We start from the raw sequence: 22,282 nt of genomic DNA on the forward strand, positions 1-22,282 counted from the left end.
TGATCGCGATCAATACCGGCCGGCCGCGCCAGCGGATGCTGTACCCATCGCCCAAGCCTGCGGAGCCCGTATGCGCATCCTGATCGCCGTCGACGGCAGCGAAATCGCCCTGCGCGCCGTGCGCTACGCCGTGCGCCTGGCAGGCGAACTGGCGGAGCCGCCGGAACTGCACCTGCTGTACGTCGACGAGCCCCTGCTGCGCAGCGTCGCCATCCACCTGGGCGCGGAAGGCGCGGTGCGCTACCACGCCGAGAACGGCCGCGCCGCGACCCAGCGCGCGCGGGCGGCGCTCAAGCGCGCGCAACTGGAGTTCGAGGAACACCTGCCGATCGGCGAACCGGCTTCGGTGATCCTCAAGTTCGCCAAGAGCGAACGCTGCGACCTGATCGTGATGGGCTCGCACGGCCGCGGCGCGCTCAAGACCCTGTTCCTGGGCTCGATCGCCGGCAAGGTGCTGGCGCATGCGCAGACGCCGCTGACCATCGTGCGCTGAGCACTATCAGCGCACGCTCAAGCGAACATTCGCGACCATCTTGTCGTTCCCCCCTGCGACAAAGGGGGGCCAGGGGATTTGCCTTTGCCCCTACCCACATAAACCGCGGGCATCCATCCGAAACCGCCGCCTTACGGAAGCGGTTCGAACACCCCAAATCTCACCTCTCGCCGACCCGCACCACCAGCTTGCCGAAGTTGCCGCCCTGGAGCAGGCCGATGAAGGCCTCGGGCGCATTCTCCAGACCGTCGACGCGGTCTTCGCGCAGCTTGATCCGGCCGCTGGCGACCCACTCGCCCATCTCGCGGCGGAACGTCTCGAAGCGTTCGGCGTAGTGGTCGAAGATGATGAAACCCTGCATGCGGATGCGCTTTTGCAGCACCGCCGCGATCAGCGCCGGCAGGCGGTTGGGGCCGTCCGGCAGGGCCCGATTGTTGTAGTCGGCGATGTGCCCGCACACCGGCACCCGCGCGCCGATGTTCAACAGCGGCAGCACCGCATCGAGCACCGCGCCGCCGACGTTCTCGAAGTACACGTCGATGCCGTCGGCGCAGGCTTCGGCCAGCCGCTGGGCGAACTGCGGGTCGCGGCGGTCGATGCAGACGTCGAAACCGAGCTCCTCGACCGCGTAGCGGCACTTGTCGGCGCCGCCGGCGATGCCGACCACGCGCGCGCCCTTGAGCTTGGCGATCTGGCCGACCACGGAGCCGACCGCGCCGGTCGCCGCGGCCACCACCACGGTGTCGCCGGGCTTGGGCCGGCCGATGTCGAGCAGACCAACATAGGCGGTGAAGCCGGGCATGCCCAGGCCGCCCAGCGCCAGCGAGGGCCGGGCGTCGTCGCCGAGCGCGAGCAGGTCCTGGCCGTCGGACAGGGCGTAGTCCTGCCAGCCGCCGTTGGCCAGCACCCGTTCGCCGACGCGGAACTGCGGATGCTCCGACGCGACCACCCGGGCAATGGTGCCGCCGACCATGGGCTGGCCCAGCGACACCGACGGCGCGTAGGTCGGGCCGATTTCTTCCATCAGATTGCGCATGTACGGGTCCAACGACAGGTACTCGGTGCGCAGCAGCACCTGGCCCGGGCCGGGCGTCGGCACCTCGGCCTGTTCGAGACGGAAGTTCTGCGCGCCGGGCAGGCCGCTGGGGCGCGAAGCCAGGACGATGCGGCGGTTGACGGTGTCGGTTTGCGGCATGGGTGTGGGCCTTGAACGCTTGGGTGAGAGGAGCGCCGGCCCCCTGAGCAGGGCCGGCGCCGGTTTTGGAGGGGTCGACTCACGACCGATTAGACCGGTCGTCTAGAACGCAGTTGCAAAAAAGGCGGGAACACGATCGCCCCGCCCGGCTCGGTGGATCAGGTGTAAAGACGCAGACCAAGCAACTGCCGGGTACCGATCAGGGCGGTATCCAACGGTGCGCGGTCGTGGGTGATCTTGGCCAGCAGGCTCGCGCCGAGCCAGTTCTGGTACAGAGTGGCGCCGATGGTGCGTGCGTCGCCGACGGCCTCGGCCAGCGAACCGTCGGCCCGCCCGGCTTCGACGCAGCGCGCCAAGCGCTCGACGATGGCGCCGGTGCCGCGCGCCAGCGCCGCGCGCATGCTCTCCGACAGATCGCAGACTTCCGCGCCCAGCTTGACCACCAGGCAACGGCTCTGCGCCTCGTCGCCGGTCTGCGAGTCCAGCCAGTCGTAGAAATAGGCCAGCAACCGTTGCGCGGCCGTGCCCGGACCGGCCAACAGCCCATCCATCCGGCCCAGGTATTCGCTGAAATAGACCTCCAGCACGGCCTCGCCGAAGGCCTCCTTGGAACCGAAGTAGTGATAGAACGAGCCCTTCGGCACCTGCGCCGCGGCCAGCACCTCGGCCAGCCCGACCGCGGTGAAGCCCTTGCGCAGCAGCAAGGGATAGGCGACATCGAGGATGTGCTGGCGGACGTCCTGCTGGCCGGAAGCGGTGTTCATGGGATGCACTTTAGACCCGATTAGACCGGTCGTCTAGTCGGTAAGTGCAGTTATCTGTAGCCGGTCGACTACTACCCGTTCGCGGACAGACAGGCCCGCCCCGGAGCCGAATGGCCAGAACAAAGCCATCCGACCGAGCGCAGACCCACGGCCGGCCCGCCGCGGCACGATTTGCGCTCAGGACTATCGGTCCGCTTCCAGCGGCGGCCACGCATAGACCCCACCGCCGGTCGAGCCCATCGCCTGGAAGAAAATCTCCGGCGGGAAATGGCCGCGTTCGCATAAGGCGCCGCAGAACTCCGACCCGCCCTCGCCTTCGGTCAGAATCGCGAACGCACGCTCGCCGCCGCGGACGAACACATGGAACACGTCGCTGCGGTAGATCCCGCCGTCTTCGAAGATCACCCGCTCGATCGCGTCCCAGGCGAAGCTCCCTTCGAACGGCGCCTCGCCCGGCGGACGTGCGACGATATGCACCTCGTGCTCGTCGAAACGCACCGAAAACCAGTCGCGCACCTGCGGCGGCGGCCCGCGCAAGCCTTCGAGAAACAAGGCCGCGCCGCCGCCGAGCATCAGCAGGGCCATACCCGCCAGCAGCAGCGCGGGCTTCAGCGCGAGCGCTTGCGGCTGCCAGACCGTCCAGCCCAGCCAGCCCAGGCAGGCCAACCCGATCGCCACGCAGACCGCGGCCAGGACGAACCGCGGCAGCTCCAGGACGAAGCGGCGCATCGACCAGCGTTTGGCATCGGTCGCCTGCAACGCCTGCGCATGCAGGTCCGATCCGTACAGAATCGTCGCGATCAACGCGACCAGCCCGCCGAGCAGCCATGCGCCATGGCCGGTGAAGCGCACCAGCAGCAGCGACGACGGCAGCGCCGCCAGCGAAATCAGGAACTTGTGCGCGAGCTTCATCGCCAGGCCCGCCGCGCCGCCGGTTGATGCGGCGTCAGCGCGGACGCGAACCGCTCGATCCTGTCCGAATGCTCCACCGCCGGCCTCCCTGCGAATTCACCGGCATGTTTGCATCCCCGCCGCGCCGGCGTCGAGCGGCCGCGCCGGTCCTCCAAGGACCGCGGATGCGGCTCCGCCGCAATGGTTGCACGGCCGACCCCGCACCCACCGATTGACGCTTCCGCAGCCCGGCAACAGAATCCGCCGACTCGTTCCGCATCGATCGCAGAGGGATCCATGCCGCAGGCGTTCACCGCCGAACTCGAACGCCTGCGCACCGAGTTCGCCGCCCGCGGCGTGGGCTCCCAGACCGCTCCGGCGTCCGCCTGGGAGGCGTTCAAGGCGTTCGGGCGCGGCCTGGAAACATCCCACGACGGCAGCGACCGGATCGGCCTGCTGGTCCAGTTCGGCACCTACGACTTCAGCGGCCAACCGCGGTTCTATTTCGATCCGCTGTGCCAGTTCGAACTGACCGACCAGGACGACGAATTCCTCGGCTACGAACAACTGCACTGCGAACTGAGCTGCGCCCCCACGCCGGCCACGGCCGGCATCCAAGCCAACCTGTGGTCGTTCGACTTCGCCGATGTCGAAGCCTATTACTCGGCGGTGGAAGCCATGCCCGAGTTCGCTGTCGCGATGGCGCAGCCCGGTTACGAGCTCGCCATCGAACTGGAGCAGGTCTGAGCCGACGCCCTGGCCCGCCCTCAACCCACCCATCGCCGCCGCATTCCCGCCGCCTCAGGACCCTCCCATGCGCAAGCTCCTCGCCATCGCCCTGCTCGCCCTGTGCCCGGCTTTCGCCAGCGCCCAGCCCGCAGCGCCCGTCACCGGCGCCACGCCCGAGGCCGTGGCCCAGGCCTATGTCGAAGCGCTGCGCAGCAAGGGCATGACCGCCCTGCCCGAGTACATCCATCCCGACGAACTGCAGCGCTTCAAGGACATGCTGGCGCCGATGTTCGCGCAGGCCGAGGAACCGGCCAAGCAGAACATCGCCCGGATGATGTTCGGCCCCAAGGCCACCGCCGAGTCGATCCAGGCCCTGAGCCCGACCGACTTCATGCGCGGCTTCATGACCTTGGCCGAGACCCAGATGAAGGCCATGAACGTCACCCTCGGCGACAGCCGGATCCTCGGTGCGGTCAAGGAAGGCGAGATCGTGCACCTGGTGACCCGCAACAGCGCCGGCGCCGGCGAACTGCGCTTGACCCAGCTCGAAGTGGTCAGCCTCAAGCCCTACCAGGGCAGCTGGCGAGTGCTGCTGTCGGGCAAGCTGGAAGGCATGGCCCAGGCCATGAAGGCGCAAGCTGGCAAGGGCGGCTGATCCGACATCGACGGATGCATCGAGGATGCACCATGAAACTTGCGTCTTTAGCTGTGCTTCTGCCTACGCTCATCGCGCCCGCAGTCGCACAGGATCAGCAGCGTTGGGTCCGTGTTCCACAATCCCTGCGTTGCACGCCCACGGAACTTGCGGACGGCGGCGTGCTCCAGCTCGATCTCGGCCGAAGCCACGGCAAGGAACTCGCCATCCGGCGACGCTCCGATGGGGCGTTCTTCTTCCTGGTAGTGGCCAACCCTCCGTCGGACATGAAACCTTTGATGTCGACTTCTTCGTTCGAGCGGGCTAAAGAAGTACTGATACCGTCCACGCTCGTGGCCAACGAATGGCGCGAGGGCGCACTCCCGGAACGCGTTTTCGCAGTTCCTGGCTTCTATGATTTATTGGCTTCGGACAACCTTGAATCCGAACTGGGCGGGGCGATATGTACCATCCGTTACGCACCGAGCTAAGGAGCGGTGCGGGCTAAAAAGTCCAATCACTCGATCACGTGCCACCCGTCTCTCGAGTAAACCCCTAAGTTTTCCCTGTAGCTGCCAAGGTCGCAGTCCACAGCCGGCTGAAACGACGAAACATCGTGCCTGACTGACAGCGGCATCGCCCCCGCGGACAACGCGTCGGCACCTGACGCCGGCTGTCTTTGCAACGCAATCGCGGCCGTCCCTAGGCGGCCGCACGCCCCTTCACGCCTGGCAGACCTCGCCGTTTGAACCGGTAAGCAACGTCGCCGGCTTCGCGCACGGCTGGTGCCGTTCGTTCGAGCACCGTTGCCGACGGACCGCGCCCCGCATCGCGTCGCGGCCTACCGCAAACGTCTACAGGAGCCCTGCCATGCCTATCACGCTCTACCGCGGCGACAGCCGTACCCCGGACCAGATCCGCACCGCCAAGGGTTTTTCGCCCTGGGTGATCACCACCCCGGACACCGGGCGGGGGATCATCCTGCGCTGCATCGCCCCGCGCGAGCCCGCGCCCAAACTGCCGAAGCCGGCCGACGACACCACCCTGCAAGCGCTGCTGAACTCCGCAGCGCCGACCCTGTGGGACGTGCTGCGCAACATCAAGAACGAGAAGACCCGGCGCACCGTGCACGTCTCCACCGACACCAGCCAGGACACCGGCGGCTACTCGTCCAGCTACGTCTACAAGATGAGCATCGGCTTGAACGTCAAGGCCCTGGGCACCGGAGCGGTCACGCCGGTGGCCGGCGCCAGCGACCTGGCCTCGGCGGTCAAGGCCAACGTGTTCTTCGACGCCGCCACCCTGGCCATGTCCAGCCTGTTCGGCATCAGCGGCGGCCCGGTCAATCCCGGGGTCGAAGTCGCGTTCCTGACCACGATTCCGAAGGCCTACATCACCCATTATTGCGATCCGGGCAATACCGATCCGGGCAGCGCGACGCGGCCGTGGAAGGTGTTCACGCAGTAAGCCGAACCGTCGCAACGGCGCAGCCCTCCACGTCCCGCCGTTACGACCGTGCATGGCCGAGGCTTGGTGCCACACCGGCAGACATCCCATCCGGAAAGCCGAGCCACAGCGCCCGGTCGCAGCACCCTTCAGCGCCGACCTAATGTGATGCAGTTAACCGAACGATATCGAGGCTGCAAGTCGGATGGCCTGAGCCCAAATCGTCGAACGTTGCTGGAAGTGTTTCTGCTCGACGCAGGCCGGTCGATCGACCATGCAACGGCAGATTCCCTTCCACCGCCGACGAAGGAACCATTCCCATGGGCCACGCATCCAGCACGGACAAGCCATCCTCCAAGGAGTCGTTGCAGGCCTGCCTGCTGCGCCACTCCGGCAAGCCGGTGAGTAGCTCGGCCGACAAGGTCACCCTGGAAGGTCTCCAGGCCTACATGCCGTCCACCGAGGCAATGATCAACAGCCACTACGCCAAGCGCGAGGACAAGGTCAAATCGTACAAGACCATCGTCAAGCTGACCGGCGAGATCGGCATGAGCGAGGATCGCCAGTACGAGATCTGCCTCACCGCGTTTCGCAACCTCAATCGCCACACCGGAACGCTGTCGGCGGCCAATATCGCCGAGCCGGTCCGCCCCGGCCAAGCGAAGCCGGTCGCGTCGCCCCCGAACGCGGAACCCGTCAAGCTGCCGGAGGCCGTCCGCCGCGAGTTGCAGGGCTTGCTTGCCAATCCGCACAGCTTTCTCGCCCTGGGCGGGCGGGACCTCAAGTCCTACCAGGACTGCGACCCCAAGCTGCTCATGGCCGCGATCAACGCCGACCAGGGCTTCCTGCGCAAGAGCGCCGGACATTGGGCCTTGCCGCCCGACCAAGCCTTCCGCAACGAGTTGGCCGAAAGCTGGAAAACCCACCTCAGTTCGCCCCAGGCCCGAACCGGTGGCGGCGTCGGCGCCACCAACGCCGTGCCTTTCGAAGCGATTCGGAACGCGCAGGCCGAGTTGAGCAACGCGATCAAAGGCGGCTACGACATCCGCATCCCGCAGGCGCAGGCCGATTTCGCCCAGGTCGCCCTCAGCGTGAACCTGGCGCTCAACTCCTCGCACACCCTGGCTGGACGCGGCACGGACTCGATCACCGAGCAGACGATGATGTTCAGCGCCGACGGGCACAGCAACAAGTCGTCGACACCGCGCTTCATGTAACGATCGCGACGGCCATCGAACGGTTCGAGGAAAGCGGTGAAGGCCGGGGGCGATCGGCGCCCTGGCCTTCGCCGGCAGTCGACGACGGTCCGGGCGGCAACGATTCGCCTCGCGAAACTCGTCCGCCTGTCCGCTAGTCGTCGTTCGACGCGCTGACCATGACGTAATAGCCATCCGGGTCGCGAAGCGCGAATTCCAATGTGCCCGTAGCCGGGTTCCGGCTCGGCTCTTCCTCCAGACGCGTCGTCAGCGCGCGGGCGCGAAGCAGCGCTTCGGAAAAATCGTCCACGCGGAAGAACAGCAACAGCCCGTTGCCGGACTCGGCGCGATCCGGGCTGGCCAAAGTCGGATGCTCGTGCGCGCCCCACCGGTGCAGGCATAGCAACACCGTCCCGTCCGAATCGACGAGTTGGCCGAAGTAGTCGTGCGCCGGCGCTGTGTGCGGTTGCCCGAACAGCGACTGGTACCAGCGGAAGCTGCGAGCGACATCGGCGACGGCGATGATGGTCCAGGTGCGTGTCGTCATGAGATGGTCTCCGTGCGTGTATTTTCTCGCTCGAAGCACAGCAACGCTTTTGGGACAGCTCGCGACTATCTAAGCATGGACCTCGCACTCGCGGCCATCAATCGCACTACGTCCACGATGCGCCCCTGGGCATGCTGCTCTTCGCCTAAAGAGATCAAATGTAACGGCGGCTGGCGATTGGCTCGCTGGACCAGCAATCGACCAAGGCTTTGGGCCATACCAACATTATCCTTGAAGGCATTGCGGAGAACTCGACGAATAGATGAGGCCAAGAGATCGGCAATTTGGACGCCGGGGACGCCGTGAGATTTCACGAAGGCTGAGTCCTTCAGAACCTTCCCTAAGTCCGCCCCGGATTTTATCTCAACGCCTATTTCTTCCTGAAGGTAGGTTGGCGCTTCGCCCGGGCCAAACCGAAAGGAGCGTTCGAAGTGGGAATAGTCGAATCCGTCTACAAATATGACCGGATCTCTAATGGACTTCGTTTGAAGCAGTGGAGGAGCCATGTGGCGCATAGTCTCCTCAAAGACCGGACGGCTTGCGTTCTTTTCATCTATTCGCCAGCGAAAACTACTCAGCGTGGCTGGCACACGCTGTGCATAGTAGAGAGTCGACGCTCGATAGACTTGATCAATCAAATCAATTTGCGTGACCATTTGAGTGTAAAGTTGGGGCGAAAGACGCTGCACTCTATTCGCCAATTCCTCAATCAGTTCTCGTCCCTCTGCGTAGATCATTCGCGGCACGTTCTCGAGGATCTTTTCGACCTGGCTTCGTTTGTGCTCAGCGATAACAACAGGATCTTGCGCCCCCAGATCTATACAAGATACAAATAAAGTGGAATCTAGCTGACCAAGGTCCGTGAAAAAGGCAGCAAGCTGCGCCTCCGAAAGATCATTGAGCTTTATTTCATCTGTATGAATACGCTTCGCAGCAAGCTTTAGACGGGTCAAAAGCGCCTCGGCCTGCCTCCTCGTAGCCTCTGGCGTAACATATGCGGCGACTACATTCCAACTGTTGGTCGCAGACGCCGGAACAAAGCTTCCAGATTCATCGATATAAATAAACATGCGGCAAGACGGCCTTTAGTCAGCTGTTGCGTACAGTCCGGGCCACCGACCATCCGGCAAAATAAGGCGCCGAGATGATACTCACCTTCGCCCCTTGGTTGGCTCACAGTCTTGTTAATTTGCAGCATGCCCCGATTAAATGACGAAGGGAGTAAACTAAGGAGATACTATCCCTCTATTCAATACTCAACCTAATTTGGCTGCATTGGTAGTGGCGGAGAGAGTGGGATTCGAACCCACGGAAGGTTTGACCCTTCGGCGGTTTTCAAGACCGCTGCCTTAAACCACTCGGCCATCTCTCCGTAGAACGGCTGTCGATCGGTCGCGGTGCTGCGGAGCCTGCAGGGCGACGATCGGGGGCGGTCGCTGCGCGCCGCCGGCGCCCGGCTTTGCGCCGGACGCGGAGCATTCTCTCATGCCGCCGGCGCTTATGCCGCCGCGGCTCAGGCCGCGGGGGCGGAAATCTTCGCCGACTTGTCGGCCTTGGCGGCCTTGTCGCGGCCGGCGATGCCGTCGGGGCACGGGATGCCCTTGATGTCGCTGCACTGCAGGCGGGCGGATTCGACCAGGGACGGGGCCTTCTCGGCCAGGAAGTCGATGAACACCCGCACCGCCGGCAGCAGGCCGCGGCGCGAGGCGAACACGGCGTGGAAGATGCCCTGCGGCAGGCGCCAGTTGGGCAGCACCACTTCCAGTTCGCCGCGGCGCACGGCTTCGGCGCAGACGGTTTCCGGCAGCAGGGTGATGCCGACGCCCTGCTCGGCCAGCGCCATCAGCATCGGGAAGTCGAAGCCCATCACCCGCGGCTTGAGCTCGACCCGGCGCACTTCGCCGTCGGGGCCGTGCAGCTCCCAGCGCTGGCGGGCGTCGTCCTCGCTGATGCTCAGGGTGACGTGGTCGGACAGTTCGTCGGGATTGCTCGGCCGGCCCATCCGGGTCAGGTACTTCGGGCTGGCGACCAGCAGTTCCTGGATCTGGCCGAAGCTGCGCATCACCAGGCTGCCGTCGTCGTCGAGCTTGGAGCGCACGCGCAGGGCGACGTCGATGCCTTCGTTGATGATGTCGACGCGGCGGTTGCTGACGTGCAACTGCACCCGCACCTGCGGGTACTTGGCGAGGAATTCCGGCAGCAGCTTGGGGATCTGCTGCTGGGCCAGGCCGACCGGCACGCTGACCCGGATCACCCCGCGCGGCTCGGCGCTGAGGCGGTCGACCACTTCGCGCGCGGCCTGGGCCTCGGCGAGCATGGACTGGGCATGGCGGTAGACGCTGTTGCCGACTTCGGTGACGGCGAAGCGGCGGGTCGAGCGCTGCAGCAGGCGCACGCCCAGGTCGGTCTCGAGCTGGCTGATGCGCCGGCTCAGGCGCGACTTGGGGATGCCCAGCGCACGCTCGGCGGCGGCGAAGCCGGCGTGGTCGACGACCATCGCGAAGTAGTAGAGGTCATTCAGGTCGTGCATGAGGATAGTTCCAAAATTAGAACAGCCAGTGATATTGAAGCAGCTTTATTCCACCATCGCAACGATCCAGACTTTGCTCCAACGCGGCGGGCATGCCGCCAGCCAACCGAAGCGAGGTCCGTCATGAAGCTGCTGCACATCGATTCCAGCGCCCTGGGCACCCAGTCCGTCACCCGCGAGCTTAGCGCGGCTGTAGCGGCGCGCTGGCAGGACGCGGTGCCGGGCCTGAGCATCGAGTACCGCGACCTGGATGCCGATCCGATCCCGCATCTTACCGGTCGTTCCCTGGCCAAGGCCGATCCGCTCGAAACTGAAACGTCGGAACGCATCCTGCAACAGTTCCTGGCCGCCGACGTGATCGTGCTTGGCGCGCCGATGTACAACTTCGGCATTCCTTCGACCCTGAAGGCCTGGATCGACCGGGTCGCGGTCGCCGGCAAGACCTTCCGCTACACCGAGAACGGGCCGGAAGGGCTGGCCAAGGGCAAGAAGGCGATCGTGGTCAGCGGCCGCGGCGGTTTCCACACCGATCAGCCCAGCGATTTCCAGGAGGCCTACCTGCGTCACGTGCTCGGCTTCATCGGCGTGACCGATGTCGAGTTCGTGCGCGCGGAAGGTGTGGCTTACTCGCCGCAGCATCGCGCCGATGCGCTCGCTGCCGCACATGCTTCGATCGTTACTCCGCTGCCTCGCGCAGCGTGAAGGCGAAACTGCATGAGTTTGCGTGAGCGCGCCTCGACGCAGTAGTGCGGTTGCGTGCAGCACCGTTCCCCAAGTCCGGCGTTCCCTCCCCCACGCCGGCATTCGACCGGGCCTCGAAAGGGCCCGGTCTTTTTGTTTGCAGCAGCGCGATCGGGTGCGCTGGCGCGAGCGCGCGTCAGCTACCGGAATCGACGCCGCTACAGCCGTCAGTAGCGCGGAACAGGGGTAGGAGCGGCGCGAGCCGCGCCCCGGAATTGCGCAGGCAGACAACGTTGCGCCGTGGCGAAATTGGCGCGGTCGCGGCTTATGACTGAAGGAAATCCCTGTGGGACGCCGCTCCTACAATGGGGCGACGCTGCGCCTCCGGTAGGAGCGTCGTCCCACAGGGATGTCCTTCGGTCATAAGCCGCGATCCGAGGGGGGCGCAGGCCGATGGGGTTGCGCCGTAGGGGCATTGACGCGGTCGCGGCTTGCGCCGCTCCTACCCCCGGGCGACGCCGCGGGCAAGGCTCAAGCGCGCGCAGCGGCCGGCTGCGGCGCCGCGCCGTCGGGCGTGCGCCGCAACAGCCAACGGGCGAAGAAATAGCTGGCCAGCAGCGCGGCCACGCCGCCGACCGGAAAGGCGAGAAACATCATCAGCCAGGGCAGGCCTTCGTAGTCGCCGGTCACCCAGGACGGCACGACCATGGTCGCCCACAAGGCGGCGAAGCCGACCAGGCTGCCGAACAGCACGCCGGCGGCGGCGCGCCACATCAGTCCGGCGGTCGCCAGCGGCGCGTTGCGCTTACGGTTGCTGACCAGCAATACGGCGAACTGCAGGGCGAAAAAGCCGACCAGGGCCGGGGCGGCCATCATCACGACGGTAAGCAACTGCGCGAACATGTCGAAAGCGGCGTTCATGACGATTCCTTTCGTAGCGCCGGATCGCTCCGGCGATGAGGTCCATGGGCGCGCCGCGCGGCGCCGGCGCGACTAGGCCCGAAGGCGAAAGCCCGAGGCGCCTGCCGTCGGGCCGAAGCGACTCGGCCCCCAGGGCGCGAAGCTCCGCTTCGAACCGGCCGCGGCCGCGGCTCAGGCCAGCGTCTCGACTCCGCCCATGTACGGGCGCAGCGCTTCGGGCACGGCGATGCTGCCGTCGGCGTTCTGGTAGTTCTCCATCACCGCGATCATCGCCCGGCCGACCGCGACGCCGGAGCCGTTGAGGGTGTGCGCCAGCTCCGGCTTGCCGGTGGCCGGGTTGCGCCAGCGCGCCTGCATGCGCCGGGCCTGGAAGGCCTCGCAGTTGGAGCAGGAAGAGATCTCGCGGTAGGTGTTCTGGCTCGGCAGCCAGACTTCCAGGTCGTAGGTCTTGGCCGCGGCGAAGCCCATGTCGCCGGTGCACAGCAGCATGCGCCGGTACGGCAGGCCGAGCTTTTCCAGCACCACTTCGGCGCAGCGGGTCATGCGCTCGTGCTCGTCGTAGCTTTCTTCCGGGCGGACGATGCTGACCAGTTCGACCTTCTCGAACTGATGCTGGCGGATCATGCCGCGGGTGTCGCGGCCGTGGCTGCCGGCCTCGGCGCGGAAACACATCGAATGCGCGCTCATCCGCAGCGGCAGCGCGGCGTCTTCGAGGATGGTGTCGCGGACGATGTTGGTCAGCGGCACTTCCGAGGTCGGGATCAGATAGCGCTTGCTGGCCGCCTCGCCCTCGCCGACCACGGTCGCGAACAGGTCGTCCTCGAACTTCGGCAACTGGCCGGTGCCGCGCATCGAATCGGCGTTGACCAGCAGGGGCACGCTGGTTTCCTCGTAGCCGTGCTCGCCGACGTGCAGGTCGAGCATGAACTGGGCCAGGGCGCGGTGCAGCCGGGCCAGGCCGCCGCGCAGCACGGTGAAGCGCGCGCCGGACAGCTTGGCGGCGGTGTCGCCGTCGAGCCAGCCGTTGCGGGCGCCGAGCTCGACGTGGTCCTTGACCTCGAAGTCGAACGCGCGCGGCGTGCCCCAGCGGTGCTGCTCGACGTTGTCGTTCTCGTCCTTGCCGGCCGGCACCGAGGGGTGCGGCAGGTTCGGCAGGCCCAGGGCGATGGCTTCGATCTCGGCCTTGATCGCGTCCAGGCGGGTTTCGCTGGCCTTGAGCTCGTCGCCGAAGCCGGCGACTTCGGCCATCACCGGGCCCACGTCCTCGCCCTTGGCCTTGAGCTGGCCGATCAGCTTGGACTTGGTGTTGCGCAGGTTCTGCAGTTCCTGGGTGCGGACCTGGATCTGCTTGCGCTCGCTTTCCAGCGATTCCAGCACGGCCGGGTCGAGGTCGTAGCCGCGCGAGGCGCGCAGGCGTTCGGCGAGGTCGGCGGGCTGTTGGCGCAGCAGGGTCGGATCGAGCATGACGGAGCCGGATTCAGGTGGCGAAGAGAACCGCAGATTATCGCGTCGGCGGCGGTTTTTCGCGAATTCGCGGCTGGCCGGGCCGGGCCGGCGTGCTGCGGCGGCCGGCGCGAACCGGCATTTCGTAGCAGAATGTGCCGATCGAATCACCGGACCGCCCATGTCGACCCAGTCCCCCGCTCCGTCGCCTCGCGCTTTCGATTTCGCCGCCTGGCGCCCCACCGGCAAGTCCTGGTGGCTGATCCTGGCGGCGTTCGCGGCCGGCCTGGGCCTGTTCGCCTGGATCTGGTCGGGCGACCGCAACCGCAGCGACGACTTCTACCGCGCCAACCAGGCCGCGCCGACCAGCGATGCGCCGTTCTACGCGCCGCTGCCGGCGCCGGCCCCGGCCGGCGGCGACGGCGCCGCGCCGGCGACCCCGCAGCCCTTGCCGGCGGCGGTACCCGGCGAGGAGCAGGAACGGCCGCAACTGGTCGAGAACCCCAACCCGCCGGCGCCGCCGCAGAGCGCGCCGGCCGCGCCGCCGAGCGCACCGGCCGCCCCGGCCGGCGCCCGCACCGCCGCGTCCGCCCTGCCCGGCAACCGCGCCCCGCAGTACCCGGCCCAGGCGCTGCGCCGCGGCGAAACCGGCACGGTGCGGATCCGGGTCGAGGTGACCGAGTCGGGCGAGGTCGGCAACGTGGAAGTGGCCGAAGGCAGCGGCTCGCGGCTGCTCGACCGCGCCGCGCTGGCTGCGGTGCGGCAATGGCGGTTCCGCCCGGCTACCCGCGGCGGCCGCCCGGTCGCCGATACGGTGATCGTGCCGATCACCTTCAACGCCAACCAGTAAGCGCCAACTGCGTCGCAGGTTCGTGCTGCGCTTACGCGCCGTTCACCCCTGGCTAACCCGCGCGCCGGGAAGCTCGGCCGGCGGTCCCGCCCCCGGGGAACGCGCGCAAGGGATCCGCTCATGACCGCAACCCATTCTTTCGAGCCGACGGCCTCCGCCCTCGGCTCCGACCGCGACGGCGCCGATGCCCCCGCGGCCTACGCCTCTTCCGGCACTGGCCTGTGGCTGCTGCTGATCCTGCTCGGCAGCGCTTTCATGGGCTGGTACTACTACGGCAAGCGGCCGGTGGCGCGCCCGCCGGCGCCGGCGATGCCCTTGGTGGTGCTGCCGCCGATCGAGCGCCCGGGCGAGACCGCAGCCCCGGCGGGCGACTCCGTCCCCGCCGCGCGCCTGGCCGTGCGCCGGGTCGGGCCGATGTCGCCGGCGCACAGCGCCGCGGCCAGCGCCGCCGTGCCGGCCCTGGCGGTGGTCACCGCCGCCAGGCCGCTGTTCGACCGCAGCCCCGAGCCGGGCTACCCGCCGACCGCCCTGCGCCGCGGCGAAGGCGGCACGGTGGTGGTGCGGGTCGAAGTCGGCGCCGACGGCGTGCCGGGCGAGATCGGCCTGGCGCGGCGCAGCGGTTCGCGCGAACTCGACCGCGCCGCGCTGATGGCGGTGCGCGACTGGCGTTTCCGCCCGGCCACCCGCGACGGCCTGGAAGTGGCCTCGGTGGTCGAACAGCCGGTGGAGTTTCGGCCGCGGCAGTGAGGCGCTCGGGAGTTGCGGATGCGAAAACGGCGGCCTTGGGCCGCCGTTTTTGTTTTTGTTTTTGTTGAGATGATCGCGACCTGAGCGTAATCCCCCGGCGCAACCTAGCCGCGCGCTCGATCGTGCCGGCGCAGGCGCCTGCCCCCTCAACAAAGGGGGCGAATTTTCCGGCGCGCCCGGTTGGCGACGCCGGCTTCGGTGGCCTGCGTAGGGCGCCGACTGACGTTCCAGGCTTCGGCGCCCTGCGCGGGGCACCGGCTGGCGTTCGCGGCTTCGGCAACCCGCGCAGGGCGCCGGCTGTTGTTACGCCGGCCCTACCCGCATGCCGGCTTGCGCCGCCAGCGCTTCGAAGCCCGGGAACGAGGTGGCGACGTTGGCGACGTCGCCGATCCGCACCGGAGCGCTGGCGCATTGCGCGGCGACCGCGAAGCTCATCGCGATGCGGTGGTCGCCGTGGCTGTCGATCTCGCCGCCGTGCAGCGCGCCGCCGTCGATGATCGCGCCGTCCGGGGTTTCTTCGATGCGCGCGCCCAGCGCGCGCAGGCCGGCGGCCATGCTGGCGATGCGGTCGGATTCCTTGACCCGCAGTTCGGCGGCGCCGCTGACCACGCTGCGGCCTTGGGCCAGGGCGGCGGCGACGAACAGCGCCGGGAACTCGTCGATCATGTCCGGCACCAGCGCTTCCGGCACCGCGACCCCGCGCAACGGCGCATGGCGCACGCGCAGATCGGCGACCGGTTCGCCGCCTTCGCTGCGCGGGTTCTGTTCGGCGATGTCGGCGCCCATCAGGCGCAGCGCGGCCAGCAGGCCGGTGCGGCGCGGGTTCATGCCGACCGCTTCCAGCACCAGGTCCGAGCCCGGCACCACGCTGGCGGCGACCAGGAAGAACGCGGCCGAAGAGAAATCCGCCGGCACCGCGACCTCGGTGGCGCGCAGCGCGTGGCCGCCGCTCAGCCGCGCGTAACCGGGCGCGAACTCGATCGGCCAGCCGAACGCGGCGAGCATGCGCTCGGTGTAGTCGCGGGTCGGATGCGGTTCGTGGACCACGGTCTCGCCCTGCGCGTACAGGCCGGCCAGCAGCAGCGCCGATTTCACCTGCGCGCTGGCCACCGGCAAGGTGTATTCGATGCCCTGCAGCGCGCGGCCGCCGTGGATGCGCAGCGGCGGCAGGCCGCCGTCCTGGGTGTCGATGCGCGCGCCCATCGCCGCCAGCGGCTCGGTCACCCGCCGCATCGGCCGCTTGGACAGCGACGCGTCGCCGACCAGCACGCTGTCGAAGCCCTGCCCGGCCAGCACGCCGGCGAGCAGGCGCATGCCGGTGCCGGCGTTGCCGCAGTCCAGCGCCGCGTCGCTGCCGCGCAGGCCGCGCAGGCCGGCGCCGTGGACGATGCGCTCGCTGGCGCTGGGGGTTTCGATGCGCACGCCCAGGCGCTCGAACACGCGCGCGGTGGCGCGGGTGTCCTCGCCTTCGAGGAAGCCGGTGACCCGGGTGACGCCGTCGGCCAGGGCGCCGAGCATGATCGCCCGGTGCGAGACCGACTTGTCGCCGGGCACGCGCAGGCGGCCGCGCAGCGGCGCGCCGGCGACGGCGGTCCAGGCCTGCTGCAGTTCGGCGGCGGCGCTCATGCCAACACCTCGTCGAGCGCGGCCAGCAGGCGCCGGTTCTCGTCGGCCGAGCCGACGCTGATGCGGATGCAGTCGGCCAGGCCGTAGCCGCCCATCGGCCGCAGGATCACCCCGCGTTCGACCAGGGCCGCCTCGACCTGCGGCGTGCGCGCGCCGAATTGCGCCAGGACGAAATTGGTCTGCGACGGGAACGCGCGCAGGCCGCGCGCGTTCAAGGCTGCGCTCAACGCCTCGCGCTGCTCGGCGTTGCGCGCGCAGGCCCAGCGCAGGTGCTCTTCGTCGCCGAGCGCGGCCTCGCAGGCGGCCAGCGCCGGGCCGTTGACGTTGAAGCTTTCGCGCAGGCGGTCCATGACCGCGATCAGCCCGGGCCGGGCGATCAGATAGCCCACCCGCAGACCGGCCAGGCCGTAGGCCTTGCTGAAGGTGCGGGTGACGGCGACATTGGGATAGCGCTCCAGCACGCTCAGCGCGCTGGCGTAGTCCGGCGCCTGCGCCATTTCGGCGTAGGCCTCGTCCATCACCACGATGACCTGCGGCGGGATCTTGTCCAGGAACGCGACCAGCGCGTCGCGGCCGAACCAGGTGCCGGTCGGGTTGTTCGGGTTGGCGACGTACACCAGCCTGGTGTCCGCGCTCACCGCCGCGGCGATCGCGTCGAGGTCGTGGCCGCAAGGCATCGCCGCTTCGCGCGGCAAGGCGTCGACGATCTTCATGCGCGCGCCGGCGGCCTGGGTGGCGAGCGCGAACACGGCGAAGCCATAGCGCGAGAACACCACCTCGTCGCCTGCGCCGGCGAACACCTGGCCGAGCTGCATCAGCAGTTCGTGCGAGCCGTTGCCGAGCAGGATCTGGGCGACGTCGACGCCGTGCTTGCGCGCCAGCGCGCGCTTGAGGTCGCCGCCGAGCGGATCGGGGTAACGGTGCAGCGCATGCAGCGACTCCAGGATCGCCTCGCGCGCGGCCGGCGACGGGCCGTAGGGGTTCTCGTTCGAGCCCAGTTCGACCAGGTTGGCCTCGCCGTAGCGCCGGCGCAGCGCGACCAAGTCGTGGCCGGGGTCGTAGGCCTTGAGCCGCTGCACGCCCGGCTGGGCGCGCGCGGCGAACCAGGCCTCGTCGAAGCGGGCTTCATCGAAGCGGGCTGGGTCGGGGGCCGGCGCCGCAGCGGGCGCCGATTGCGCGGCCGGCTGGCTCATGCGATCGCCACCGGGTAGGAGCCGAGCACCTTGACCTCGTGGGCCAGGTCCTGCAGTTCCTCCAGCGCCTCGCGCATCGCGTCTTCCTGCACGTGGCCGCCGATGTCGACGAAGAAGGCGTACTGCCAGCGGCCGGTGTGGCCAGGGCGCGACTCGATCCGGTTCATGCTCAGGCCGCGCTTGGCGAACGGCGACAGCACGTTGTACAGCGCGCCGGGCTGGTCCTTGATGAAGATCAGCAGCGAGGTGCGGTCGTTGCCCGACGGCGAGAACAGCTCGCGGCCGATGACCAGGAAGCGCGTCGTGTTGTCCGGCCGATCCTCGATCGGACCGGCCACGCTGCGCAGCCCGTACACGGTGGCGGCGGCGACGCCGGCGATCGCCGCCGCGTCGTCGGCGTTGCGCGCGCGGCGCGCGGCCTCGGCGTTGCTGGCGACCGGGATCTTCTCCGCCTTGGGCAGGTACTGGCGCAGCCAGGCCTTGCACTGGGCGAAGGACTGCGGATGCGAATACACCCGTTCGATGTCCTCGATCCGGCCGCCGCGCGAGAGCAGGTGCTGGTGCACGCGCAGCTCGACTTCGCCGCTGATCTTGAGCCTGGAGGTCAGGAACATGTCCAGGGTCGACTGGATCGTGCCCTGGGTCGAGTTCTCCACCGGCACCACGCCGAAGTCGGCGTTGCCGGCCTCGACCTCCTGGAACACCTCTTCGATGCTCGACAGCGGCAGGCCATGGATGGAATGGCCGAAATGCTTGTACACCGCCTGCTGCGAATGGGTGCCTTCCGGGCCGAGGAAGCCGATCTTGAGCGGCTCCTGCTGGGCCAGGCAGGCCGACATGATCTCGCGGAACAGCCGCACCAGCACTTCGTCGTTGAGCGGGCCGTCGTTGCGGTCGACCACCCGGCGCAACACCTGCGCCTCGCGCTCGGGGCGGTAGTAATCCACCGCCGCGGCCAGCTTGCCCTTGGCCTTGCCGACCTGGTTGGCGAACTGGGCGCGCTCGCCGATCAGTTCCTGGATATGGCGGTCGATGCCGTCGATGCGCTGGCGCAGGGTGGCCAGGTCGGGAACGGCGGCGAGCGGCGCCGCGTCCTCGGCCTTGGCCCGCTTGGCCTTGGCGGCGGCTTTCTTCTTCGCCGCGCCGGCGGCGGCTTGCTTGCCGGCCTTGGCCGGCGGGGTCGCGCCGGGTTGCTTGGTCTTGCGGGACTTGTCGTTCATGGTCGTCTCATCGCTTCCGAAGGCGGTCGCCGCCGTGCCTGGCGGATGGTTTGCCTTCGGATCGCCAGCCCGGCCTTCCTGGCCGGGCGCATGCCGCCGCGGCCGATGCGACAAGGCATCGGCCCGACGCGGCGGTCTCAGCCGTGCCGCTGCTGGAAGTCCTGCATAAACGAGGCCAGCGCCTGCACGCCGGCTTCCGGCATCGCGTTGTAGATCGAGGCGCGCATGCCGCCGAGGGCGCGGTGGCCCTTGAGCGAGATCAGGCCGGCCGCTTCGGCTTCCTTCAGGAACGGCTTGTCGAGCGCTTCGTCCTTGAGGAAGAACGGCACGTTCATGCGCGAGCGCACGGCGGCGGAGACTTCGTTGCGATAGAAGCCGCCGGAGTTGTCGATGGTCCGGTACAGCAGCTCGGCCTTGCGCGCGTTGCGCTTGGCGAACTCGGCCACGCCGCCTTCGGCCAGCATCCACTTGAACACCAGGCCGGCCAGGTACCAGTTCCAGGTCGGCGGGGTGTTGAGCATCGACTCGCCCTTGACGTGGGCGCGGTAATCGAAGATCTCCGCGCGCGGCTGGCCGGCGCGTTCGAGCAGCTCGCGCCTGACGATCACCACGCTGACGCCGACCGGGCCGAGGTTCTTCTGCGCGCCGGCGTAGATCACCCCGAACTTGGACACGTCGACCGGCTCGGCGGCGATCGACGAGCTGAAGTCGGCGATCAGCGGCACGTCGCCGACGTCCGGCACCTCGCGGAACTCGACGCCGTGGATGGTTTCGTTGGCGGTGTAATGCACGTAGGCGGCGTCGGCCGACAGGTTCCAGCTGTCGCGCGCCGGGATGTCGCGGAAGCCGCCGGCCTCGCCGCTGGCGGCGACGTTGGCGCTGACGTAGGGCTTGACCTGCTTGAGCGCGGTCTTGCCCCAGTGGCCGGTGACCACGTAGTCCACGGTCTGGCCGGGGTCGGCGAAGTTGAGCGCGATCAGCGCCTGCTGCGCGGTCGCGCCGCCCTGCAGGAACAGCACCGCGTAATCGTCCGGGATCGACATCAGCGTGCGCAGGTCGCGCTCGGCCTCGGCGGCGACCTGGATGAATTCGGGGCCGCGGTGGCTGAGCTCGACGATCGAAGCCCCGGCGTTGTTCCACTCCAGCATCTCCGACTGCGCCTGCAGCAAGACCGATTCGGGCAGGGTCGCGGGACCGGCACTAAAGTTGAACGCGCGGGACATCGGAGGCTCCGTGAGCTGGGGGTTGGCCCCCAAGTATGCCGCAGTGCAACACCCCGTGCGCCTCCGTTTCGCGCGCAACTTTTGCCCCCTCGGGCGCCTCTATGCTGGTAACGGGTCCGCTTGCCGTTCCGGCCCGCCGACCGCCCTGGAGCCCCCTCATGTCGTTGCGTGCCGCCCTGAACATTCCCGCCTCGCAGATCACCGACGAGACCGTCTACCGCGAGCGCCGCCGCCTGCTCGGCGCCCTGGCGCTGAGCCCGGCCCTGGCCGGCCTGTCCGGCTGCGCCGAGGCCGAACCTCCGCCGCCGCCGCCGGCCCAGCCGCTGAGTCCCGAGCAGGCCCGCGCCGGGTTCCGCACCGACGAGACCCTGACCCGTTACGAGGACATCACCACCTACAACAACTTCTACGAGTTCGGCACCGACAAGTCCGACCCTTCCAGCGCGGCCAAGACCCTGCGCACCCGGCCGTGGACGGTCGCGGTCGGCGGCGCCTGCGCCAAGCCGGGCCGGTTCGGCCTGGACGAGCTGATCAAGGGCCTGGCCCCGCAGGAACGGGTCTACCGGCTGCGCTGCGTGGAAGGCTGGTCGATGGTGATCCCCTGGCTGGGGGTGCCGCTGGCCGAGCTGCTCAAGCGCTTCGAACCGACCTCCAAGGCCAAGTACGTGGCCTTCACCACCCTCGCCGACCGCAAGCAGATGCCGGGCCTGGCCTATCCCTCGATCGACTGGCCCTATCGCGAGGGCCTGCGCATCGACGAGGCCATGCACCCGCTGACCCTGCTCGCCACCGGCCTGTACGGCAAGCCGCTGCCGCAGCAGAACGGCGCGCCCTTGCGCCTGGTGGTGCCGTGGAAGTACGGCTTCAAGAGCATCAAGTCGATCGTCGCCATCACCTTCGTCGAGCATCGGCCGCTGACCAGTTGGAACGATCTACAGCCGAGCGAGTATGGCTTTTTCTCCAACGTCAATCCGAACGTCGACCACCCGCGCTGGAGCCAGAAGACCGAACGCCGCATCGCCGGCACCGGCAGCAAGCTGTTCGCCGAGCGCATCCCGACCCGGTTGTTCAACGGCTACGGCGAGCAGGTCGCCGGCTTGTATGCGGGCATGAATCTGCGGACCTGGTTCTGAGATGGCGGACGAATCCTTGCCGGCCGCGCCGGCGGCGGCAGCAGCGCCCCCCGCTCCGCAACGCCGGCCCGGACGGCCGGCCCAACGCCGGACTGCGCCTGGCGTGATTGCGGCCAAGGCCCTGGTGCACGCGCTGGCGCTGACCCCGGCCGCGATCCTGGCCTGGCAGATCCGCGAGGAACTGGCCGGCCACGGCGGCCTGGGCGCCGACCCGGTGGCCGAAATCGAGCACCGCCTGGGCCTGTGGGCGCTGCGCCTGTTGCTGATCGCGCTGGCGGTGACCCCGCTGCGCCAGCTCAGCGGTCAACCGGTGCTGCTGCGCTTCCGCCGCCTGCTCGGGCTGTACGCGTTCTTCTACGCCAGCCTGCACCTGGCGGCGTATCTGATCCTGGACTTGAAGCAGTACTGGGCGCAGATCTTCGAAGAGATCGCCAAGCGCCCCTACATCACCGTCGGCTTCGCCGCCTGGTTGCTGCTGGTGCCGCTGGCGCTGACCTCGACCCAAGGCATGATGCGCCGGCTCGGCCGGCGCTGGGGCCAGTTGCACAAGCTGGTGTACGCCGTCGCGGTGCTGGCGGTGCTGCATTTCTGGTGGCTGGTGAAATCCGACATCCGCGAGCCGTTGCTGTACGCGACGATCCTGGCCGCGCTGCTGGGCTGGCGGCTGTACCGGCGCATCGCCGACGCGCGGCGGCGAAACCGCCCCCCTGCAGGAGCGGCGTGAGCCGCGACAGCCGAAGCTTCGTTCGACGCGCGGCATCCGAAGCCCGGCTATCCGAAAAGCTTACAAGGCACTGGCCCTGAGCCGTCCGGTCTTCGG

General features: G+C 68.3%; 23 protein-coding genes and 1 tRNA gene. 11 read left to right on the forward strand and 13 right to left on the reverse strand.

The window, feature by feature from the left end:
• Positions 1-70: 70 nt before the first annotated feature.
• Positions 71-493, forward strand: coding sequence for a universal stress protein (locus AC3A57_RS05995; protein ID WP_363796830.1), 423 nt, complete (start codon positions 71-73; stop codon positions 491-493).
• Positions 494-653: 160 nt separating this feature from the next.
• Here AC3A57_RS05995 and AC3A57_RS06000 read toward each other — a convergent pair whose 3' ends face one another.
• The 3 genes from AC3A57_RS06000 to AC3A57_RS06010 form a co-directional block, all read right to left on the reverse strand.
• On the reverse strand, positions 654-1,688 hold the full coding sequence (locus AC3A57_RS06000) for an NADP-dependent oxidoreductase (RefSeq protein WP_487578052.1): 1,035 nt from the start codon (positions 1,686-1,688) through the stop codon (positions 654-656).
• Positions 1,689-1,846: 158 nt separating this feature from the next.
• Positions 1,847-2,452 carry a TetR/AcrR family transcriptional regulator gene (locus AC3A57_RS06005; RefSeq protein ID WP_487578053.1) on the reverse strand — a complete coding sequence of 202 codons (606 nt, stop codon included), beginning with the start codon at positions 2,450-2,452 and terminating at the stop codon, positions 1,847-1,849.
• A 183-nt stretch (positions 2,453-2,635) separates the two neighbouring features.
• Complete coding sequence (locus tag AC3A57_RS06010; protein ID WP_487578054.1) at positions 2,636-3,364, reverse strand: hypothetical protein; 729 nt, start codon at positions 3,362-3,364, stop codon at positions 2,636-2,638.
• 276 nt (positions 3,365-3,640) lie between these two features.
• Between AC3A57_RS06010 and AC3A57_RS06015 the strand changes: the two genes are divergently transcribed.
• The 5 genes from AC3A57_RS06015 to AC3A57_RS06035 all read left to right on the forward strand — a co-directional run bounded on the left by AC3A57_RS06015 (position 3,641) and on the right by AC3A57_RS06035 (position 7,369).
• Entirely contained in the window at positions 3,641-4,090 is a 450-nt protein-coding gene (locus AC3A57_RS06015; RefSeq protein ID WP_487578055.1) for a hypothetical protein, read from the forward strand.
• Positions 4,091-4,157: 67 nt separating this feature from the next.
• The gene (locus AC3A57_RS06020) at positions 4,158-4,727 is read left to right on the forward strand and encodes a hypothetical protein (RefSeq protein WP_487578056.1); all 570 of its coding nucleotides are present in this window, start codon (positions 4,158-4,160) and stop codon (positions 4,725-4,727) included.
• 32 nt (positions 4,728-4,759) lie between these two features.
• Positions 4,760-5,197: a hypothetical protein gene (locus AC3A57_RS06025; RefSeq protein WP_487578057.1), complete on the forward strand. Its 438-nt coding sequence runs from the start codon at positions 4,760-4,762 to the stop codon at positions 5,195-5,197.
• 379 nt (positions 5,198-5,576) lie between these two features.
• The gene (locus AC3A57_RS06030) at positions 5,577-6,173 is read left to right on the forward strand and encodes a hypothetical protein (RefSeq protein WP_487578058.1); all 597 of its coding nucleotides are present in this window, start codon (positions 5,577-5,579) and stop codon (positions 6,171-6,173) included.
• A gap of 299 nt (positions 6,174-6,472) precedes the next feature.
• On the forward strand, positions 6,473-7,369 hold the full coding sequence (locus AC3A57_RS06035; RefSeq protein WP_487578059.1) for a hypothetical protein: 897 nt from the start codon (positions 6,473-6,475) through the stop codon (positions 7,367-7,369).
• A 133-nt stretch (positions 7,370-7,502) separates the two neighbouring features.
• Here AC3A57_RS06035 and AC3A57_RS06040 read toward each other — a convergent pair whose 3' ends face one another.
• The 4 genes from AC3A57_RS06040 to AC3A57_RS06055 form a co-directional block, all read right to left on the reverse strand.
• Positions 7,503-7,895, reverse strand: coding sequence for a VOC family protein (locus AC3A57_RS06040; RefSeq protein ID WP_487578060.1), 393 nt, complete (start codon positions 7,893-7,895; stop codon positions 7,503-7,505).
• A gap of 65 nt (positions 7,896-7,960) precedes the next feature.
• Positions 7,961-8,965: a DUF3800 domain-containing protein gene (locus AC3A57_RS06045; protein WP_487578061.1), complete on the reverse strand. Its 1,005-nt coding sequence runs from the start codon at positions 8,963-8,965 to the stop codon at positions 7,961-7,963.
• A gap of 212 nt (positions 8,966-9,177) precedes the next feature.
• A tRNA-Ser gene (locus tag AC3A57_RS06050) sits at positions 9,178-9,267 on the reverse strand.
• 141 nt (positions 9,268-9,408) lie between these two features.
• Positions 9,409-10,425 (reverse strand): LysR family transcriptional regulator, encoded by a 1,017-nt coding sequence (locus AC3A57_RS06055; protein WP_487578062.1) that lies wholly within the window; start codon positions 10,423-10,425, stop codon positions 9,409-9,411.
• 123 nt (positions 10,426-10,548) lie between these two features.
• Here AC3A57_RS06055 and AC3A57_RS06060 point away from each other — a divergent pair, with 123 nt between their 5' ends.
• Positions 10,549-11,127: an FMN-dependent NADH-azoreductase gene (locus tag AC3A57_RS06060; RefSeq protein WP_487578063.1), complete on the forward strand. Its 579-nt coding sequence runs from the start codon at positions 10,549-10,551 to the stop codon at positions 11,125-11,127.
• Positions 11,128-11,637: 510 nt separating this feature from the next.
• On the opposite strand, the gene AC3A57_RS06065 is transcribed toward AC3A57_RS06060, so the two are convergent.
• Positions 11,638-12,027 carry a hypothetical protein gene (locus tag AC3A57_RS06065; RefSeq protein WP_487578064.1) on the reverse strand — a complete coding sequence of 130 codons (390 nt, stop codon included), beginning with the start codon at positions 12,025-12,027 and terminating at the stop codon, positions 11,638-11,640.
• 171 nt (positions 12,028-12,198) lie between these two features.
• A complete protein-coding gene (gene serS, locus AC3A57_RS06070) occupies positions 12,199-13,491 on the reverse strand; it encodes a serine--tRNA ligase (protein ID WP_487578065.1) in 1,293 nt (430 codons plus the stop codon).
• A gap of 160 nt (positions 13,492-13,651) precedes the next feature.
• On the opposite strand from serS, the gene AC3A57_RS06075 reads away from it, so the two are divergent.
• Both AC3A57_RS06075 and AC3A57_RS06080 read left to right on the forward strand, forming a co-directional pair.
• Positions 13,652-14,320: an energy transducer TonB gene (locus AC3A57_RS06075; RefSeq protein ID WP_487578066.1), complete on the forward strand. Its 669-nt coding sequence runs from the start codon at positions 13,652-13,654 to the stop codon at positions 14,318-14,320.
• Between the two features lie 120 nt (positions 14,321-14,440).
• Positions 14,441-15,067 carry an energy transducer TonB gene (locus AC3A57_RS06080; RefSeq protein ID WP_487578067.1) on the forward strand — a complete coding sequence of 209 codons (627 nt, stop codon included), beginning with the start codon at positions 14,441-14,443 and terminating at the stop codon, positions 15,065-15,067.
• Between the two features lie 303 nt (positions 15,068-15,370).
• Here AC3A57_RS06080 and aroA read toward each other — a convergent pair whose 3' ends face one another.
• The 4 genes from aroA to serC all read right to left on the reverse strand — a co-directional run bounded on the left by aroA (position 15,371) and on the right by serC (position 20,329).
• Positions 15,371-16,693 (reverse strand): 3-phosphoshikimate 1-carboxyvinyltransferase, encoded by a 1,323-nt coding sequence (gene aroA / locus AC3A57_RS06085; RefSeq protein ID WP_487578068.1) that lies wholly within the window; start codon positions 16,691-16,693, stop codon positions 15,371-15,373.
• On the reverse strand, positions 16,690-17,886 hold the full coding sequence (gene hisC / locus AC3A57_RS06090) for a histidinol-phosphate transaminase (protein WP_487578069.1): 1,197 nt from the start codon (positions 17,884-17,886) through the stop codon (positions 16,690-16,692). The genes aroA and hisC overlap by 4 nt, the downstream gene beginning before the upstream one ends.
• On the reverse strand, positions 17,883-19,106 hold the full coding sequence (gene pheA, locus AC3A57_RS06095) for a prephenate dehydratase (RefSeq protein ID WP_487578070.1): 1,224 nt from the start codon (positions 19,104-19,106) through the stop codon (positions 17,883-17,885). Before pheA ends, hisC begins: the two co-directional genes overlap by 4 nt.
• A 137-nt stretch (positions 19,107-19,243) precedes the next feature.
• On the reverse strand, positions 19,244-20,329 hold the full coding sequence (gene serC, locus AC3A57_RS06100; protein WP_487578071.1) for a 3-phosphoserine/phosphohydroxythreonine transaminase: 1,086 nt from the start codon (positions 20,327-20,329) through the stop codon (positions 19,244-19,246).
• 158 nt (positions 20,330-20,487) lie between these two features.
• Here serC and msrP point away from each other — a divergent pair, with 158 nt between their 5' ends.
• Both msrP and msrQ read left to right on the forward strand, forming a co-directional pair.
• Positions 20,488-21,462 carry a protein-methionine-sulfoxide reductase catalytic subunit MsrP gene (gene msrP / locus AC3A57_RS06105; protein ID WP_487578072.1) on the forward strand — a complete coding sequence of 325 codons (975 nt, stop codon included), beginning with the start codon at positions 20,488-20,490 and terminating at the stop codon, positions 21,460-21,462.
• A 103-nt stretch (positions 21,463-21,565) separates the two neighbouring features.
• The gene (gene msrQ, locus AC3A57_RS06110; protein ID WP_487578073.1) at positions 21,566-22,186 is read left to right on the forward strand and encodes a protein-methionine-sulfoxide reductase heme-binding subunit MsrQ; all 621 of its coding nucleotides are present in this window, start codon (positions 21,566-21,568) and stop codon (positions 22,184-22,186) included.
• Positions 22,187-22,282 lie beyond the last annotated feature (96 nt).

This window comes from Lysobacter sp. Soil_C_15 (genome assembly GCF_057657315.1).

Bases quoted from the DNA above. Each gene is read 5' to 3' on its own strand.
- AC3A57_RS05995 (WP_363796830.1), top strand. From the start codon at position 71: ATGCGCATCCTGATCGCCGTCGACGGCAGCGAAATCGCCCTGCGCGCC.
- AC3A57_RS06055 (WP_487578062.1), bottom strand. From the start codon at position 10,425: ATGCACGACCTGAATGACCTCTACTACTTCGCGATGGTCGTCGACCAC.
- AC3A57_RS06020 (WP_487578056.1), top strand. From the start codon at position 4,158: ATGCGCAAGCTCCTCGCCATCGCCCTGCTCGCCCTGTGCCCGGCTTTC.
- AC3A57_RS06010 (WP_487578054.1), bottom strand. From the start codon at position 3,364: ATGAAGCTCGCGCACAAGTTCCTGATTTCGCTGGCGGCGCTGCCGTCG.
- pheA (WP_487578070.1), bottom strand. From the start codon at position 19,106: ATGAACGACAAGTCCCGCAAGACCAAGCAACCCGGCGCGACCCCGCCG.
- hisC (WP_487578069.1), bottom strand. From the start codon at position 17,886: ATGAGCCAGCCGGCCGCGCAATCGGCGCCCGCTGCGGCGCCGGCCCCC.
- AC3A57_RS06015 (WP_487578055.1), top strand. From the start codon at position 3,641: ATGCCGCAGGCGTTCACCGCCGAACTCGAACGCCTGCGCACCGAGTTC.
- AC3A57_RS06030 (WP_487578058.1), top strand. From the start codon at position 5,577: ATGCCTATCACGCTCTACCGCGGCGACAGCCGTACCCCGGACCAGATC.
- AC3A57_RS06005 (WP_487578053.1), bottom strand. From the start codon at position 2,452: ATGAACACCGCTTCCGGCCAGCAGGACGTCCGCCAGCACATCCTCGAT.
- msrP (WP_487578072.1), top strand. From the start codon at position 20,488: ATGTCGTTGCGTGCCGCCCTGAACATTCCCGCCTCGCAGATCACCGAC.
- aroA (WP_487578068.1), bottom strand. From the start codon at position 16,693: ATGAGCGCCGCCGCCGAACTGCAGCAGGCCTGGACCGCCGTCGCCGGC.
- AC3A57_RS06080 (WP_487578067.1), top strand. From the start codon at position 14,441: ATGACCGCAACCCATTCTTTCGAGCCGACGGCCTCCGCCCTCGGCTCC.
- AC3A57_RS06075 (WP_487578066.1), top strand. From the start codon at position 13,652: ATGTCGACCCAGTCCCCCGCTCCGTCGCCTCGCGCTTTCGATTTCGCC.
- AC3A57_RS06060 (WP_487578063.1), top strand. From the start codon at position 10,549: ATGAAGCTGCTGCACATCGATTCCAGCGCCCTGGGCACCCAGTCCGTC.
- AC3A57_RS06040 (WP_487578060.1), bottom strand. From the start codon at position 7,895: ATGACGACACGCACCTGGACCATCATCGCCGTCGCCGATGTCGCTCGC.
- serS (WP_487578065.1), bottom strand. From the start codon at position 13,491: ATGCTCGATCCGACCCTGCTGCGCCAACAGCCCGCCGACCTCGCCGAA.
- AC3A57_RS06035 (WP_487578059.1), top strand. From the start codon at position 6,473: ATGGGCCACGCATCCAGCACGGACAAGCCATCCTCCAAGGAGTCGTTG.
- AC3A57_RS06025 (WP_487578057.1), top strand. From the start codon at position 4,760: ATGAAACTTGCGTCTTTAGCTGTGCTTCTGCCTACGCTCATCGCGCCC.
- AC3A57_RS06065 (WP_487578064.1), bottom strand. From the start codon at position 12,027: ATGAACGCCGCTTTCGACATGTTCGCGCAGTTGCTTACCGTCGTGATG.
- AC3A57_RS06045 (WP_487578061.1), bottom strand. From the start codon at position 8,965: ATGTTTATTTATATCGATGAATCTGGAAGCTTTGTTCCGGCGTCTGCG.
- serC (WP_487578071.1), bottom strand. From the start codon at position 20,329: ATGTCCCGCGCGTTCAACTTTAGTGCCGGTCCCGCGACCCTGCCCGAA.
- AC3A57_RS06000 (WP_487578052.1), bottom strand. From the start codon at position 1,688: ATGCCGCAAACCGACACCGTCAACCGCCGCATCGTCCTGGCTTCGCGC.